Origin of the sequence: Pseudomonas sp. BNK-45 (assembly GCF_047456255.1) — a bacterium.
Lineage (GTDB): Bacteria > Pseudomonadota > Gammaproteobacteria > Pseudomonadales > Pseudomonadaceae > Aquipseudomonas.
On sequence record NZ_CP179909.1, the window covers coordinates 6080553 to 6096129 of the forward strand.

Sequence of the window (15577 nt, forward strand, 5' to 3'; positions counted from 1 at the left end):
GGCGATCTCCCGCCAAACCTGCAGCAACCTTGAGAACCTCGCGTCCCTTCGGGCCGTTCGCAGCCTGCGGCAGCGGCTACACCTATCCCGGCCCGACATGGACCCTGTAACCGCTGCCGAGCCTGCGAGGCTGCGCAAAGGCCCGCAGGGCCTTGCTTGGCAATCGCCCGCCGAACCTTCAGCGACCTCAAGCCCCCTGCGTCTCCTGCGTCTCCTGCGGAGCCGTGCGCAGCCTGCGGCAGCGGCTACACGAAGCGCTGCAGGCCAAGGCTGGAACCGTGTGTTAGTAGCCACGCTGGATCTCCACCGGGTTTTCCAGGGGTAAACCATCTCTCCAGCGCTGCAGATTGCGCCCCAGCAAGCGGGCGATATTCAGGTAGACCCGTGGCGAATTGGCCGAGGTGTGGGGCGACAGGCGAATGCCCGGGTGGCGATAAAAAGCGTGGCCCGCGGGCAGCGGTTCGGGGTCCGCCACATCCAGGCTGGCCAGGCCGATGCGCCCCGTCTCCAGGGCCTGCAATAGCGCCGGCTGATCGATCAGCCCACCGCGAGCGATATTGATCAGGTGCAGCCCGGGCTTGGCCGACGCCAGGACATCGGCATCGATGATGCGTCGGGTCTGCTCGGTCAGGGGCACCGCCAGCAGCAGATGATCGGCCCGGGCAAACAGCTGGTGCAGGTCGGCCACCGGTTCGACCCCGGGCACTTCGAAAGGCTGCGCCGAACGGCGCAGGGCCAGCACCTGCATGCCCAGGGCCTGGGCCTTGGGCGCCAGTTCGCGGGCAATGCTGCCAAAGCCGAACAGGCCCAGGGTGCTGCCGGCCACCGATGCCAGCGGCCGTGGCTGCCAGTGTTCGGCGCGCTCGATCCACACCTGGGGCAATTGCTTGGCCGCGGCGAAGATCGCCGCCAGGGCAAACTCGGCAATGCTCTCGGCGGTGCTGCCCCGGGCGCTGGCCACCGGCAGATCCTGGAACAGCCAACGGGGGAAATAATCCAGGCCCGAGGTCACCAATTGCACGAAGCGCAGGCCGAAGGGCCAGCCCGCAGGCGGCTCTGGAGCATCACGAAAATCGGCATGGGGCGCGGCCAGCAGCACCTGAACATCCCCGGGCAGATCACTGGGCAGCCCTCGGGGCAGGCTCAGCACCTCGACGCCTGGCAGCGACTGGCGCAGTTGCTGGTTGAAGCCCTCGTCGAGCTGGCTGGCAATACGCGTCACACCTGGGCTCCCCGGCTGGGCAAGGCAAAGGCGGCGCGGCCCACGGCGCCAAGGATCGCGTCGTTCTGCGGGGTGTGGATCCGGCTGCACAGCACATCACGGTAATGCCGCTCGATGGGGTTGCCCCGGGCCAGCCCGGGATTGCCGATGGCCTCGATGCCCAGCTCCACGGCGCTGATGGCGTTGCTGGTCACCAGGTACTTGATCTGGGTCGCCTCGCCCGGGGCGATCCGCCCTTCGGCGGCGGCATCGAGCAGCACCCGGTTGTTCAACAGCAAGGCGTCGATGCGCCCGATCAGCTCCTGGAAACGCGGCAGGCTCGACAGCGGCGCGCCGAGGTTGGCCGGGGCGCGCTGGGCCAGCCAGCCCAGCAGCCAGTCACGGGCGGCGCGGGCCACGCCGTCGTAGATCGCCGACAGCAGCACCGCCAGCCAGAGCACGCCCTTGCTGTCCAGCTCCGAGGGGCGCGGAACGTTGGCCGGTTGGATGTCCACCGCCTGCTCCAGGGGCACAAACACTTCATCGAAGATCACGTCGTGGCTGCCGGTGGCGCGCATGCCCAGGTGGTCCCAGGTTTCCTCGACGCGGATGCCGGGGCTGTCGCGGTGCACCAGCCAGGTGCCCACCTGCGGCTGGGCATCGTCGCTACGAGCCCAGACCGCCAGCCAGGTCAGCCCGGGAATGCCGGTGGAGTAGATCTTGCGCCCACTGAGCCGCCAGCCGCCCTCGACCCGACGCGCCAGGGTGGCCGGCAAGCCGCCCCGGGCCGGGGTGCCGAGGTCCGGCTCGACCCGCAGCGCATTGATCAGGGCGCCCTCTTGCACCGCCTCGCGCGCCACGCGCTGGCGCAGGTGCAGGGGCCAGGCGCTGTTCTGTTGCAGGCGGGTGTGCTGCAGGTACTGCATCACCAGCACCAGCGCGGTGGAAGGTTCGCCCCGGGCCACGGCGCCGATCACCCGCCGCGCCTGGGCCAGGGTCGCCTCGCTGCCGCCCAGGGCCCGGGGCACGGTCAGGGCCAGCAGGCCATGCTGGTGCAGGCGCTGCAGGTTGGCGTGGGGAAACTCGCTGTGGCGATCGTAATGGGCCGCACTGGCGGCGAACTCCTCGCTCAACTGCTGCAGCAGGTCGGCGAACTCGCTGGAGTCCGGATCAGGGACGGGACGGGACACGGACGAAGACGGTTGCACGCTGGAAAGGCTCATCGGCTGGCAGTCCTACTCAAGGGGTGGGAGATGTCGACGGCCGGCTCGGCCTCGGTTTCCACGCCCAGCAGTTGCAGCAACCGCGCACGCAGCGGCTGGAACCCCGGGGCGGACACCTGACGCGGACGCGACAGGCGGATCGGCAGTTGTTCGGCGATTTGCCCGTTGGCCAGCACCAGCACCCGGTCGGCCAGCAGCAGCGCCTCGTCGACATCGTGAGTCACCAGCAGCACCGCCGGGGTGTGCGCCCGCCACAGGCGGATGATCAGTTGATGCATGCGAATCCGGGTCAGGGCATCGAGGGCGGCGAAGGGTTCATCCAGCAGCAACAGCTGCGGCTCGCGCACCAGGGCCCGGGCCAGGGCCACGCGCTGGGCCTCGCCGCCGGACAGGGTGCCGGGCCAGGCGCCCAACCGATGGGCCAGCCCGACTTCGGCCAGCGCCGCCTCGGCCCGCTCGCGGACCCCAGCCCCACGCACGCCCAGGGCAACGTTGCGCCACACGCGCTTCCAGGGCATCAAGCGTGGTTCCTGGAACACTGCGGCCATGGCCGAAGGCACCTGCAACCGGCCCTCATCGATGGGTTCCAGCCCGGCCAGGGCCCGGAGCAAGGTGGTCTTGCCCGAACCGCTGCTGCCCAGCAGGGCGACGAACTCCCCCGGGGCGATGTTCAGGTCCAGGCTGTCGAGTACCGCCTGCCCGGCGAAACGTCGGGTCACCCCGCGGCATTCGACGGCGCCGCGCACGGGGCGCGGCTGGGGCAATGACACAGTCATGGTCAGTTCCTGATAAAGGTCGGGCGCCAGGCCAGGGCGCAACGTTCGAGGCCGCGCACCAGCCCGTCGATGCCCAGGCCGAGCACGCTGTAGACCAAGAGGCAGATGACGATCACATCGGTGCGCATGAAGTCCCGGGCGTCGTTGACCAGGTAGCCGATGCCGGCGCTGGCGTTGATCTGCTCCACCACCACCAGCCCCAGCCAACTGATGCCGAAGGCGTAGCGCAGGCCGACGAAGAACGCCGGCAAGGCCCCGGGCAAAATCACGTGGACGATCAGTTCCCAGCGTTTGAGGCCGAGTAGGGTCGCCGCCTCCAGCAGCTTGGGGTCCAGGCTGCGGATGCCGGAAAACAGCGTCAGGTAGATGGGAAAGGTGGTGCCCAGGGCAATCAGGGCGATCTTCGGCGTCTCGCCCACGCCGAACCAGAGAATGAACAGCGGCACGATGGCCAGGAACGGCAGGGTGCGCAGCATCTGCATCGGCGAGTCGATGGCGATCTCGCCGCGCCGCGACAGCCCCGCCACCAGGGCCAGGACAGTGCCCAGGCTGACGCCGATGGCCAGGCCGCTGAGGGCGCGCTGGAGGGACACCCACAGGTGCCCGCCCAGCTCGCCGCTGCCGAGCATCTGCCACAGGGTGCCGCCGATGGTGCTGGGGGCGGCGATGATCCGCGCCGGCAACAGCCCGCTGCGCGACGCCAGTTCCCAGAGCAACAGCAGCAACAGCGGGCTGATCAGGCGCAGCGACAGGTTGCCGAGGAACTTCACTCCGGGGCGCTCGGTCCAGCGGGCATACAAGGAGAGCGGGGCTTGCGCAGGCATTTCAACATCCCTATTTCAGCGCGTTCGAGCCCCATGCTAACTACATAAAAAACGTCCGTGAAATTCGTTTTGGTTCTAACTTAATATACAAAAATTGCATTCAGCAAATAGATATATATGCAAACAATGGATAAACCCGTAGACGTCGGCTTGCCAGCGAAAAGGCCGTAGAGCCTTGTGCCGCCTTTACCGGCACCTTCGCTGGCAAGCCAGCTCCTACCGCCGATTTGTGCCGCACCCGTGGCTAGCCGACGCGAGCGGCGACCATTTCGCCGAACAGACTCACCGGCTCCTGCAGGTTGCCGAGAAAGCGCGGGTGGATCAGCCACAGGTCGATCACCGGCTTGAAGTCGCTGACCGGGACGATCTCCAGTTTGTCCCGGTGACTGCTGTTCTCCAGCAGCGGCAGCGGCACCAGACCGTAGCCCAGGCCATTGGCGATCAGCCCCAGTTGCAGCTCGGTGCCGAAGGTTTCCAGGTTGATCTGCAAGGTCAGGCCCTGGGCGCTCAAGGCCCGTTGCAGGCCGGCCCGAAAACCGCAGCCGTCGGGGTTCAGCACCCAGCCGCGCTGGTAACAGTCGGCCAGCTTGCACGAGCGTTTGCGCACCTCGCCCTTGGCCGCCACCACCACCAGATTCATGCTGCCCAGGGAGCGCCCTACCACCCCTTCGGGGAATACTTTGCCGGCGGGAAACAGCGCGGCCACCACGTCCAGTTCACCGTTCTCGACCTTGTTCAGCAGGTGGCTGCCCCAGCCGGTGGCTACCGAGGTCTGCAACTGCGGATAGAGGCTCTTGAGCTGGCTCAGGGCATCCAGCAGCACCACGTCGCCAATGGTCTGCGGCACGCCGATGCGCAAGGCGCCGCTGGGGGCGCCGTCATTGGCCACCAGCTCGTTCAGGGCGTCGATGCTGCGCAGCACTTCCAGGCACTGGCCGTAAACCCGCAAGCCCATGCTGGTGGGCTTGAGCGGCTTGGTGTTGCGGTCCAGCAGTTCCACCCCCAGGGCTTCCTCGAAATTCTGCACCCGGCGGGTGATGGCCGGCTGAGTCAACTGCAGGGCATCGGCCGCCTGGCTGATGGTCTGGCAGCGGATCACCGCCACGAACGCGTTCAGATCATCTATCTTCATTCTTTTTTCGCATAATAAATGACTGGAAAAATGTTCGATAAGAATAATACCTTTTAGCTCGCCCGTGTAGTTCGCGTCCTTTGCCTTGTGTCCACGGAGGGAGCCCATGCCCCACAACGCCGCAACAGTCGCTATCGATACCCCCAACTTCGCCCGCCTGCGGGACTTCATCGCCGCCCTGGCCGAGCTGCTGGACGGCCATCCCGATGAGCCCCGGATACTGGAGCAAGGCGCCGACCTGCTGCAGCGCCTGGTGAGCCAGGACGACTGGCTGCCCGATGAATTCGCCCAGCCCGACCCGCAGCACTATCAGCAATGGCTGCTGCATGTCGACTCGCGCCAGCGCTTTTCCATCGTCAGCTTCGTCTGGGGTCCGGGGCAGCGCACGCCGATCCACGATCACCGGGTCTGGGGCCTGATCGGCATGCTCCGCGGCGCCGAGGATAGCCAGGGCTTCGAGCGCCTGACGGACGGCCGCCTGCAACCTGCGGGGGCTCCGATTCGCCTGGTACCGGGGCAAGTGGAAGCGGTGTCGCCACGCATTGGCGACATCCATCAGGTGAGCAATGCCTACGCCGACCGGGTGTCCATCAGCATCCACGTGTACGGCGCCAACATCGGCGCGGTACGCCGGGCCGTGTACACCGCCGAAGGTCACGAGAAGCCCTTTATCTCCGGTTATTCCAACCGCTTGCTGCCTAACCTCTGGGACTTGTCGAAGGAGCCCCCGCAATGACCGATTTCCCTACCCGCAGCCCGGCGCAGATCCGTCAGGCCCTGCTCGACCGCCAGGAACTGGCGCTGATCGACGTGCGTGAAGAGGCGCCTTTCGCCGAAGCCCACCCGCTGTTCGCGGCCAATATCCCGCTGTCGAAACTGGAGCTGGAGGCCTATGCGCGCATCCCCCGGCGCGACACCCCGATCACCCTCTATGACCAGGGCGAAGGACTGGCCCAGCGCGCCGCGAGCCGCCTGGGGCAACTGGGCTACAGCGACGTCGCCCTGCTCGAAGGCGGCCTGGACGGATGGCGCACCGCCGGTGGCGAGCTGTTCAAGGACGTCAACGTACCGAGCAAGTCCTTTGGCGAACTGGTGGAAGCCGAGCGCCATACCCCGTCCCTGGCCGCCGAGGAACTGCAGGCGCTGCTCGACCGGCAGGCCGACCTGGTGGTGCTCGATGCCCGGCGTTTCGACGAGTACCAGACCATGAGCATTCCCGGCAGCACCAGCGTGCCCGGCGCCGAACTGGTGCTGCGGGTGCGCGAGCTGGCCCCCGATCCGCGGACACAGGTGGTGGTCAACTGCGCCGGACGCACCCGCAGCATCATCGGCACCCAATCCCTGGTCAACGCCGGCATTCCCAATCCGGTGGCGGCCCTGCGCAATGGCACCATCGGCTGGACCCTGGCCGGACAGAAACTCGAGCACGGCCAGAGTCGGCGCTTCCGGCCGGTCGACGAAGAGCGGCGGGCCGAGGCGCAAACGGCGGCACGGGCGGTCGCGGACCGGGCCGATGTGGCGCGCATCGACCTGGCCCAGTGGCGGCGCTGGCAAGCCGATCCCAAGCGCACCAGCTATCTGTTCGATGTGCGCACCCCGGAAGAATTCGCCGCCGGTCACCTGCCCGGCGCCCGTTCCACGCCCGGTGGGCAACTGGTGCAGGAAACCGATCACTTCGCCAGCGTGCGCGGTGCGCGCCTGGTGCTGGTGGACAACGACGGGGTGCGGGCCAACATGAGCGCCTCCTGGCTGGCCCAGATGGGCTGGCAAGTGGCGGTGCTCGACGGCCTGCGCGACAGCGACTTCAGCGTGCGCGGACCCTGGCAGGCACCGCTGCCGGACACCGCGCCGGCCGAAGAAATCAGCCCGCGGACCCTGGCCGCCTGGCTGGAGCAGCCCGGCACCCTGGTGCTGGATTTCACTGCCAGCGCCAACTACGTGCAACGCCACATCCCCGGGGCCTGGTGGGTGTTGCCCAGCCAGTTGCAGGAATCCCTGGCCCAGTTGCCCCAGCCCGAACGCTATGTCCTGACCTGCGGCAGCAGCCTGCTGGCGCGTTTCGTGGTGCCCCAGTTGCAGGCCCTGACCCAGCGCCCGGTGTTCCTGCTCAGCGGCGGCACCGCGGCCTGGATCGACGCCGGCCTGCCCGTCGAGGAAAGCCGCCAGCAACTGGCCTCGCCGCGGATCGACCGTTACCGGCGCCCGTATGAAGGCACCGACAACCCGAAAGAAGCCATGCAGGGCTACCTGGACTGGGAATTCGGCCTGGTGGAGCAACTGCGTCGCGACGGCACCCACGGTTTCTTCGTGATCTGAGCCTTAGAGGGGGCTTTCGCTGGCACGCCAGCTCCTACAGGCCTGCTTCCCCTTGTAGGAGCCGGCTTGCCGGCGAAGAGGCCGCAAGCCTGGCATCGCTCGCAAGGTCGCCTTCGCTGCAAGCCCGCTCCTGCGAGGAGGGGTATTTCGGACGCGTAGGCGGTGCCGGTTGATCGTCACTCTGCCAAAGTGACAAATAGCAATAATTCTCGATATCATTCGCGACCTTGTGCTCACCGCGTCGTCAAGAAGGATATCCATGTCTCGCTCCAAGCCCGACTCTGCACTGGCGGACTCTGTCCGCGGGTTCTATGCGGACATCCTGCATTTCCTGCGCAAACGCACGGACAACGCCAGCGACGCGGCGGACATGACCCAGGACGTGTTCACCCAATGGCTCGACTACCGGGACCGGGACCAGGTCGAACAGCCCCGGGCCTTCCTGTTCCAGATGGCACGCAACCTGCTGCGCGATCATTGGCGGCGCCAGCAGGTGCGCTCCAGGGTGCATCACCAGGTCCATCCCGAGTCAGGCTTGGACACTGAGCCCCTGGCCGACGAACAGCACGAGCCACTGCCCGCCGCCCAGCGCCTGCAACGCCTGGAACAATTGAAAGAAGTCCTCGCCCAGCTCTCGCCGCGGCGCCGCGAAGCCCTTATGCTGCACCGCTTCGAGGGGCTGAGCCAGACGCAGATCGCCGAGCGCATGGGGATTTCCGTGAGCATGGTGGAGAAACACATCGCCTTTGCCCTGCTGCATTGCAAGCAACACCTACAACGAGAAAATGGCAAGGAGCAGCCTGAATGACCCGCTTTTCCGGCCCCCAGGACGACCTCGACAGCGAGCAGATCGATGCCCAGGCCGCCAGTTGGTTCGCCCGTAACCGCAATGATCCGGACCGGGCCACGCGCAAGGCGTTCGACAGCTGGATCAGTGAACCGGCCCATGCCCGGGCCTATGCCGAGTTCGAGCAGTTGTGGGTCGATCTGGCGCAGTTGCAGCAGCTGAACCGTCCCGTGCCGCTCCCCCGGCGCAAGACGCCGCTCTGGCGGCCGGCCCTGGCAGCGGCGGCCGCGGTGCTGTGCGCGGTGCTGGCGCTCAACCTGGGGACACCCCAGGCGCCTTACCGGCAGCAGATCGCGGCACAGGAACAGGGCGCCCGAGCCTTCAAGCTGCCGGACGGCAGCACCCTCTACGTCAATGCCAATACTCAGGTGAAGGTGGATTTCAGCGCCCGGCAACGGGATATCTACCTGCAGCAGGGCCAGCTGTACCTGGAAGTCGCCGCCGACCAGGAGCGCCCGCTGTGGGTGCACAGCGGTGCGGCCAAGGTCCGGGTGGTGGGCACCGCATTTGACGTGCGCCGCGGTCAGCGCCAGTTGGTAGTCAGCGTGGCCCACGGCCAGGTGGCGTTCAGCCCGGACGGCAAGCCCGGGGAACTGACCCTGCTGGGGGCCCGGCAGCAGGCGGTCTACGACCTGCACCAAGGCACCTTACGCCAACAGTCCCTGGACCGCGACGAAGTGGCCGACTGGCGCAGCGGGCGCCTGGCCTTTCGCAACCGCGACCTGGCCAGCCTGGTGGACGAGCTGAACCTCTATCGGCGGCAGCCGGTGCAACTGGCCGAGGGCTCCATCGGCGCCTACAAGGTGTCCGGCAACCTCGACGTCAACGACCCGGATGCCCTGGTCAAGGCCCTGCCCGCCCTGATTCCGGTGAAAACCCGGGTCCAGGCCGACGGTCAGTTGAAGATCGAAGCCCGCTGAGCAATACATGAGAATATTTTGCATTCGCATATGAGGTATTTTTTCACTGCCGCGTCTTCCTCCTGTCTGCGCTCTGTCCGCAGCGCCTTTCTGGCCTTTAAGCCGCTCTGGGGGATGTCATGTTTCGCGCGTTCTTGCCTGTTCCGTTAGTCCGTACCCGCCCAACCCTGCTCGCCGCCTGCCTGGCCTTCAGCCTGCAGGTCCAGGCCGGGCCGTTGCATTTCCAGTTGCCGGCGCAGCCCCTGGCCGCGTCCCTGAGTCAGGTCGCCCAGCAGGCGAAGATCCAGCTGCTGTTCGATGAGCAATTGCTGCGCAACGCCAAGGCACCGGCCCTGCAGGGGGACTTCAGCCCCGAAGAGGCGATCCGCAGCCTGCTCCAGGGCGGCCCGTTCAATCTGCTGAAGGTCGACAACACCTACGTCGTGCGCCCCGCCGAAACCAGCGTCAGCAGCGGCTCGGCCCTGCAACTGGGGGCCATGAGCGTGATCGGCAACGGCACCGAGGTCGACGCCGCCAGTGTCGGCCGCTCGACCCTGAACCAGGCGGAAATCGATCGCCACCAGTCCAACAACGTGGTCAGCCTGATCGACACCCTGCCCGGCGTCAGCCTCGGCGGCTCGCTGAAACCCGGCGGCCAGACCATCAACATCTGGGGCCTGGGGGACGCCGAGGACGTGCCGATCACCGTCGACGGCGCCACCAAGAGCGGCTTCGAGCGCTACCAGCAGGGAGTGATTTTCATCGAGCCGGAACTGATCCGGCGGGTGGAAGTGGAAAAGGGCCCGCACTCGCCCAAGACCGGCAACGGCGGTTTCGGCGGCACCGTGCACACCGAAACCAAGGACGCCCCGGACCTGTTGCAGGACGGGCGCAACGCCGGCGCCATGGTCAAGTACGGCTACAGCAGCAACGACCATCAACAGGCCTACACCTCGGCGGTGTATGGCCGTTCCGACGATCATCGTTTCGATGCCCTGGCCTACTGGACCAAGCGCGACGGCGACGACATGAAACTGGCCAGCTCCGTTCCCGACCCGCGCAATGAATACCTGATCAACCCCAAGCGCCAGCCCAACACCGCCCAGGACCTGGAAGGCGAGCTGTTCAAGTTCAACATGCAACTGACCGACGAGCAGCGCCTGGGCCTGAGCTACATGCGCTCCGACAGCGACATCTGGGCGCCCTTCTCGGCCAAGAGCTACCCGGCGCCCCCCAGCAAGGCCAACATCGACAAGTACGGCTACGACGGCGCCACCAAGCGCTACCTGGCCCAGCGCAACACCATCGACACCACCTGGCTGACCAAGTACGAGTACCAGCCGGTGGACAACCCCTGGATCGATCTCAAGGTCCAGTACTCCAATTCCACGACCGATCAGACCGACGAACGCGGCCCGACCGCTTTCTATCAACCGGTCACCGGCGGTCGCAAGATCACCGTGGGCTACGAGGACAAGATCCTCGAAGTGACCAACATCAGCCGCTTCAGCACCGGTTCCCTGGACCATGCCCTGACCCTCGGCACGCAGATCCGCAAACACACCCGCGAGGTGGACATGTGGATGCCGGGCAAGACCTACGAAGTGCCCAAGTACAACTACGGCCACTACCAGCCGGGGTTCATGCCCCATGGCAAGGTCGACAACAACGCCTTCTACATCCAGGACGCGGTGACCCTGGGGGACTTCACCCTGACCCCGTCGCTGCGCTACGACCATGTGCGCAACCGTGGCCAGGAAAACGACGCGCCGCTGTACAACAGCACCAACCCCAAGGACGGCCATGACTACGGCGACAAGACCTACACCGGCTGGTCGCCGCGCCTCTCGGCGTTCTGGAACGTCAATCCGAACCTGGCGCTGTTCGCCGACTACAGCAAGACCTGGCGCGCTCCGGTAATCGACGAGCAGTACGAAGTGCAGGCCCCCGGCAGCAGCCGCTCGGCCACCAGCCGCAACCTGGACCCGGAGCGCATCACCGCGTTGCGCGCGGGGACCCTCCACAACTTCTCCAAGGTGCTGGCCGACAACGACAACCTGCAGATCCGCACCACGGTGTTCCAGAACAAGATCAGCAACGAGATCCTCAAGGCCACCGGGATCGGCTGCGCGGAACAACTGAGCACTGGCAAGAGCATCGCCCAGGTGTGCAAGGAGTCGCCGATGTCGGTGTATCGCAACATCGGCGACCTGACCATCAAGGGCTTCGAAGTCGAAAGCTACTACGACTCCAGCTACCTGTTCGGCGCCCTGTCCTACTCGTGGATCACCGGCAAGCACCAGGGCGCCTACACCAACCCCTGGGGGCCGAACGTCTGGGCCCGGGACATTCCGCCGCGCAAATGGGTGGCGACCCTGGGAGTGAAGATTCCCCAGTGGGATGCCCAAGTCGGCTGGCAGGGCCAGTGGGTGCGCCAGACCGACCGCCTGCCCAGCGACAAATACCCCAGTGGCCCGGCCAGCAGCCTGGGCGACTCCTACTGGGACCAGTACGGCAATGACCGCTACAACGTGCAGGGCCTGTTCGCCAACTGGAAGCCCCAGCAGGCCTACCTCAAGGGCACCGAAGTCAACTTCACCCTGGATAACATGTTCAACCGCGACTACCGCCCGGCCCTCAGCGGCGACAACGCCTACAGCGTCGGACGCAACGCCAAGATCAGCGTGACCCGCTTCTTCTGACGGCCACTGGCTGCGGTGCATCGGACGCACCGCAGCAGGCCAGCCGTTGGCCATCACCGATGTATTGCAAGCCGTTAACCCGGCCCTGCCGCCCGCGCCTGCCGGGCTAAGATCGACTCCCCCCTGAACACCGCTGAAAGGCCGTTGGGCGCTTTCAGTCAACGTCCCATTGATTATGTACGATGACTGTCGTACAACCGAGAACGCATCATGGACAGAGGCTTCAGGAAGGTCAGGCGGGACCTGATCAATGCACTACAAAGCGGCAACTATCTGCATGCCGCGCGCGGTTCGATCGAGGTCAAGAACCTGCTGGCCACTGGCGAGGTTTCGGCGGGCCAACTGATCGAGGCCATCGGCGCCTGCAAGGGCACCGACCACCATTGCAGTGCCCACCACAGCGTCCCGGACCTTGCCGTCCATGTGCTGAAGAAGGCGGGCTGGTACATCAAGTTCTACTTTATCGAGCCAGAAACCTGGTTCATCAGCGTTCACCGATGAGGGCAACCCATGAAACTCTATCTGCAGGGCGACCGGGGCAAGGCGCTTTGTGAGCATTGCCAACAGGTCGTGGGCATCACCTACACCCGCCGTGACGTCCCTTTCAGCGACGGCAACGGCCAGGCCCGGGAGGTCCTGGTGGGGGTCTGCGACCTGTGCGCCACGGTGGTGGCCATCCCGCCCCAGTCGACGCCTGCGATCAAGGAAGCCCGCAAGCAGTCATTGACCTCCATCGAGGCGCGGCTGCCGGCGGTCTACCTCGATGTGCTGGATGCGGCGATGCACTCGGTGGCCGAAGACGCCGGGGTGCAGATGCGCAAACTGTTCTTCAGCTACTACTTCAGCGCTCCTCCGGCGTCTTCCCTGGAGCAGGTGCATGAGGGCTTCGCCGCGTACCTGGCCGAACAGGCCGAGGCCCGCCAGTTGCCGGCCGTGCCGGCCATGAAACGCCTGTCGCTGAAGGTCAACCACTATGTGGCCGAGGATCTCGCGCGCCTGCTGCAAGCCACCCGGATGACCCAGACCGAGCTGCTGAAATCGCTGATCGCGCAAATGCGCCTGGACGTGCTGGAAGGCGGCAACCCGGCGGTGATCGCCGACCTGCGCCAGCTGGCGCGCCTGGGGCTCTAGTCCTCAGCCTTTGCCGCGGCCCGCCGCCCGGCCCGCCCGGAGGAAATCGCCCCAGCGCCGCACCAGGTAGTTGTGCTCGTCCATCACCGAGTTCCACACCGCGATGTGCCCCATGCGCTGCTGGTAGGAACCGCCGTCGCGAGTCTCGCCGATCTCGATCAGCGGCGCGCCATCGCTGCCCGGCAACTCCTCCCGGGCCGGCTTGCCGGCGTACCAGTAATCCCACTCGGCGCTGCTCAGGTGATCACGGGTACGCGCCGGGTTGCCGATGTAGTAGCCCTGGCGCGCCATCACCGCTCCGGGCCAGCCCGACAGCCACCAGTTGAGATAGGCGTAGGCCGCGTCCAGCACCGCGCCCTGGGCATGGCGCGACAACGACAGGCCGCCGAACCAGGCGCGGTAGCCCTCCCGCGGCACCGCCAGACGGTATTTGACCCCGGCGCGGTGCAGGCGCATCAGGGTCGGCGACCACAGGCTCTGGATATCGATGCGCGGGCTGAGCATCAGTTGCGCGGCTTCTTCGTCGTCCGACCAGAACGCGGCGAAATGCCCTTCGCGCTGCTTGCGTACCAGGATCTGTGCCAGCCGGTCGATCTCCTCGATGCTCAGGTTGCCGATGTCCTTGAACGACTCCAGGCCACAGCCCTGCACTGCCAGGGCGGCATCCAGGGCACCGATCGCGGCGTCGCTCTGCAAGGCGATGCGCCCGCTCCAGGCCGGCTCCAGCAGCCAGCCCCAGCTTTCGTTGGCGCTGCTGAACCCGGCCGGCAGGCGCTCCGGGCGGTAGGCAAAACTGTCGGCGTTGTGGGTCAGCGGCAGCATGCTGATGCGCTCGCTGACCGTGCTGCCCAGGCTGCCGTCGTGCTGCACGTAGAGCCGCTCGCTGGGCACGCTGCCACTGCCCAGGCGATCGCTGGGGGACAAGCGTCCGCGCTTGGGCAGGTCGTTGATCTCGTGCCACAGGGCAATACGCCGGGTATCGATGGGTTGGATCGCCTGGGCCGGCCAGACGAAATCGACGTTGTGAAACCACTGGTCGTAGAGGTCGTAGCTGTCCGGCTGCATCACCGCGATGCGCTGGGCCTGTTCCACATCGTGCACCTGATACACCAGGCGAATGCCCAGGTCCTGTTCGGCACGCAGCCGCAGGGATTCGAGCAGGGTCACCGAGGTGCCCAGTACCCGCAGGGTGACCGGTTGCGTCGCGGCCATCAGGCACTCTCCCCGGCGAGCGGGGCGAAGCTGCGGGCGAACACCTCGAAGGAATGGCGCAGTTGCTCGGGCTCAAGCCCGCGCAGGATAAACACCAGCCGCGAGCGATGATCGGCACTGGGCCAGCGTGGCAGATGCACGGGAGCATGCAGGCAATGCTGCACGCCATGAATGACGATGGGGGCCTGGCTGGCGTTGACGTTGAGCAATCCTTTCACCCGCAGAATTCGTTCGCCGTGGCATCTTAGCAGCATCGACAACCAGACCCCGAAGCCCACCCAATCCAGCGCTTGCTCGAACTCCAGGCTGCACACCTGCGCCGCGCCATGGGACGCAGGGGCGACCGTCAACGACCGCTGCAACTGCCAGCGCGCCACCTCCCGCTCGGCCGTCGCCCCGCGCAGCCCCTCGCCCAGCAACAGCTGGTCACCGCTCCGGATCTGCCGGGTCAGCAACAGCGGCGCCCCGGGGTTGAGCCGTTGCAGACGCTCACGCAAGGCGGCCTGGGTCGCTTCGTCGACACAGTCGGTCTTGCTCAGCAACAAGCGGTCCGCGGCCGCCACCTGGGCCAGCCACTCCGGATGCAGGCGCTCCTGCAACGCCGCGTGGCTGGCATCCACCAGGGTCACCAGCAAGCCGATGTGCACCCGCCCACGCAACTGCGGATCGTTGTTCACCGTGGCCAGGATCGGGGCCGGGTCGGCCAGCCCGGTGGTTTCCAGCAGCACCCGGCGAAAGGCCGGAACCTCGCCCCGACTACGCCGCGCCAGGAGCTCCAGCAGCGCCTCCTTCAACTCGCCGCGGATCGAACAGCAGACACAGCCGCTGGGCAGCAACACGGTATCCGGCGCCACCTCCTGCACCAGCAGGTGGTCGATGCCGATATCGCCGAACTCGTTGATCAGCAACGCCGTGTCGCCCAGGCTCTGGTCCTGCAACAGACGATTGAGCAAGGTGGTCTTGCCACTGCCGAGAAACCCGGTGATGACGTTCAGGGGCATGCTCATGGCTGTTGCTCCAGGTGTTTGAGAAGCACAGGGTCGAGAGGGTCCAGGGGCCGGCCCAGCATGGCCTCGGCCAGGCTCCAGAGTTGCTCCAGGCCGCTGGCCAGCTCCTGGCGTCCAGTGGCCCCGAGCAGCAAGTAGGCCGAGCCCTGGAAGTCCTCGACCTTGAGCCGCAACGGCGCCAGCACCCGGTTGATCGCGGCGATCCTGCGCAAGCGCTCGCGGCGCCGGGGCAGTTCATCCCCCAGGGGATCGCTCCAGTGCACGTCTTCGCCCAGCAGCCCGCATAAGCCGCACATGTTCAACCCTC

15 protein-coding genes are annotated in these 15577 nt (G+C 66.4%); 7 read left to right on the forward strand and 8 right to left on the reverse strand.

The window, feature by feature from the left end; genetic code table 11:
• Window positions 1-283: 283 nt before the first annotated feature.
• The 5 genes from ACMGG8_RS27575 to ACMGG8_RS27595 form a co-directional block, all read right to left on the reverse strand.
• The gene (locus tag ACMGG8_RS27575; RefSeq protein ID WP_414158788.1) at window positions 284-1222 is read right to left on the reverse strand and encodes a D-isomer specific 2-hydroxyacid dehydrogenase family protein; all 939 of its coding nucleotides are present in this window, start codon (window positions 1220-1222) and stop codon (window positions 284-286) included.
• The gene (locus tag ACMGG8_RS27580; RefSeq protein ID WP_414158789.1) at window positions 1219-2424 is read right to left on the reverse strand and encodes an acyl-CoA dehydrogenase family protein; all 1206 of its coding nucleotides are present in this window, start codon (window positions 2422-2424) and stop codon (window positions 1219-1221) included. The genes ACMGG8_RS27575 and ACMGG8_RS27580 overlap by 4 nt, the downstream gene beginning before the upstream one ends.
• Window positions 2421-3200, reverse strand: coding sequence for an ABC transporter ATP-binding protein (locus tag ACMGG8_RS27585; RefSeq protein WP_414158790.1), 780 nt, complete (start codon window positions 3198-3200; stop codon window positions 2421-2423). Before ACMGG8_RS27585 ends, ACMGG8_RS27580 begins: the two co-directional genes overlap by 4 nt.
• A gap of 2 nt (window positions 3201-3202) precedes the next feature.
• Window positions 3203-4024, reverse strand: coding sequence for an ABC transporter permease (locus ACMGG8_RS27590; RefSeq protein ID WP_060842692.1), 822 nt, complete (start codon window positions 4022-4024; stop codon window positions 3203-3205).
• A gap of 244 nt (window positions 4025-4268) precedes the next feature.
• Window positions 4269-5156 carry a LysR family transcriptional regulator gene (locus ACMGG8_RS27595; protein ID WP_060837928.1) on the reverse strand — a complete coding sequence of 296 codons (888 nt, stop codon included), beginning with the start codon at window positions 5154-5156 and terminating at the stop codon, window positions 4269-4271.
• Between the two features lie 106 nt (window positions 5157-5262).
• Here ACMGG8_RS27595 and ACMGG8_RS27600 point away from each other — a divergent pair, with 106 nt between their 5' ends.
• From ACMGG8_RS27600 to ACMGG8_RS27630, 7 genes are all read left to right on the forward strand, one after another.
• Window positions 5263-5892 (forward strand): cysteine dioxygenase, encoded by a 630-nt coding sequence (locus ACMGG8_RS27600; RefSeq protein ID WP_414158791.1) that lies wholly within the window; start codon window positions 5263-5265, stop codon window positions 5890-5892.
• Window positions 5889-7472: a rhodanese-related sulfurtransferase gene (locus ACMGG8_RS27605; RefSeq protein WP_414158792.1), complete on the forward strand. Its 1584-nt coding sequence runs from the start codon at window positions 5889-5891 to the stop codon at window positions 7470-7472. The genes ACMGG8_RS27600 and ACMGG8_RS27605 overlap by 4 nt, the downstream gene beginning before the upstream one ends.
• A gap of 259 nt (window positions 7473-7731) precedes the next feature.
• Complete coding sequence (locus tag ACMGG8_RS27610; RefSeq protein ID WP_060837925.1) at window positions 7732-8280, forward strand: RNA polymerase sigma factor; 549 nt, start codon at window positions 7732-7734, stop codon at window positions 8278-8280.
• A complete protein-coding gene (locus ACMGG8_RS27615) occupies window positions 8277-9239 on the forward strand; it encodes a FecR family protein (protein ID WP_060837924.1) in 963 nt (320 codons plus the stop codon). The genes ACMGG8_RS27610 and ACMGG8_RS27615 overlap by 4 nt, the downstream gene beginning before the upstream one ends.
• A gap of 119 nt (window positions 9240-9358) precedes the next feature.
• Complete coding sequence (locus ACMGG8_RS27620) at window positions 9359-11920, forward strand: TonB-dependent receptor (RefSeq protein ID WP_129405473.1); 2562 nt, start codon at window positions 9359-9361, stop codon at window positions 11918-11920.
• 210 nt (window positions 11921-12130) lie between these two features.
• On the forward strand, window positions 12131-12421 hold the full coding sequence (locus tag ACMGG8_RS27625) for a hypothetical protein (RefSeq protein WP_414158793.1): 291 nt from the start codon (window positions 12131-12133) through the stop codon (window positions 12419-12421).
• Between the two features lie 9 nt (window positions 12422-12430).
• A complete protein-coding gene (locus tag ACMGG8_RS27630; protein WP_060842687.1) occupies window positions 12431-13051 on the forward strand; it encodes a hypothetical protein in 621 nt (206 codons plus the stop codon).
• Window positions 13052-13054: 3 nt separating this feature from the next.
• Here the strand turns inward: ACMGG8_RS27630 and ACMGG8_RS27635 are convergent, their stop codons facing one another.
• Genes ACMGG8_RS27635 through ACMGG8_RS27645 form a run of 3 tightly spaced genes read right to left on the reverse strand, consistent with a single transcriptional unit; the run spans window position 13055 to window position 15566 of the window.
• The gene (locus ACMGG8_RS27635) at window positions 13055-14263 is read right to left on the reverse strand and encodes an ABC transporter substrate-binding protein (RefSeq protein WP_060842686.1); all 1209 of its coding nucleotides are present in this window, start codon (window positions 14261-14263) and stop codon (window positions 13055-13057) included.
• Window positions 14263-15270 (reverse strand): CobW family GTP-binding protein, encoded by a 1008-nt coding sequence (locus ACMGG8_RS27640; protein ID WP_060837919.1) that lies wholly within the window; start codon window positions 15268-15270, stop codon window positions 14263-14265. The genes ACMGG8_RS27635 and ACMGG8_RS27640 overlap by 1 nt, the downstream gene beginning before the upstream one ends.
• The gene (locus ACMGG8_RS27645; protein WP_060837918.1) at window positions 15267-15566 is read right to left on the reverse strand and encodes a hypothetical protein; all 300 of its coding nucleotides are present in this window, start codon (window positions 15564-15566) and stop codon (window positions 15267-15269) included. Before ACMGG8_RS27645 ends, ACMGG8_RS27640 begins: the two co-directional genes overlap by 4 nt.
• Between the last annotated feature and the right edge of the window lie 11 nt (window positions 15567-15577).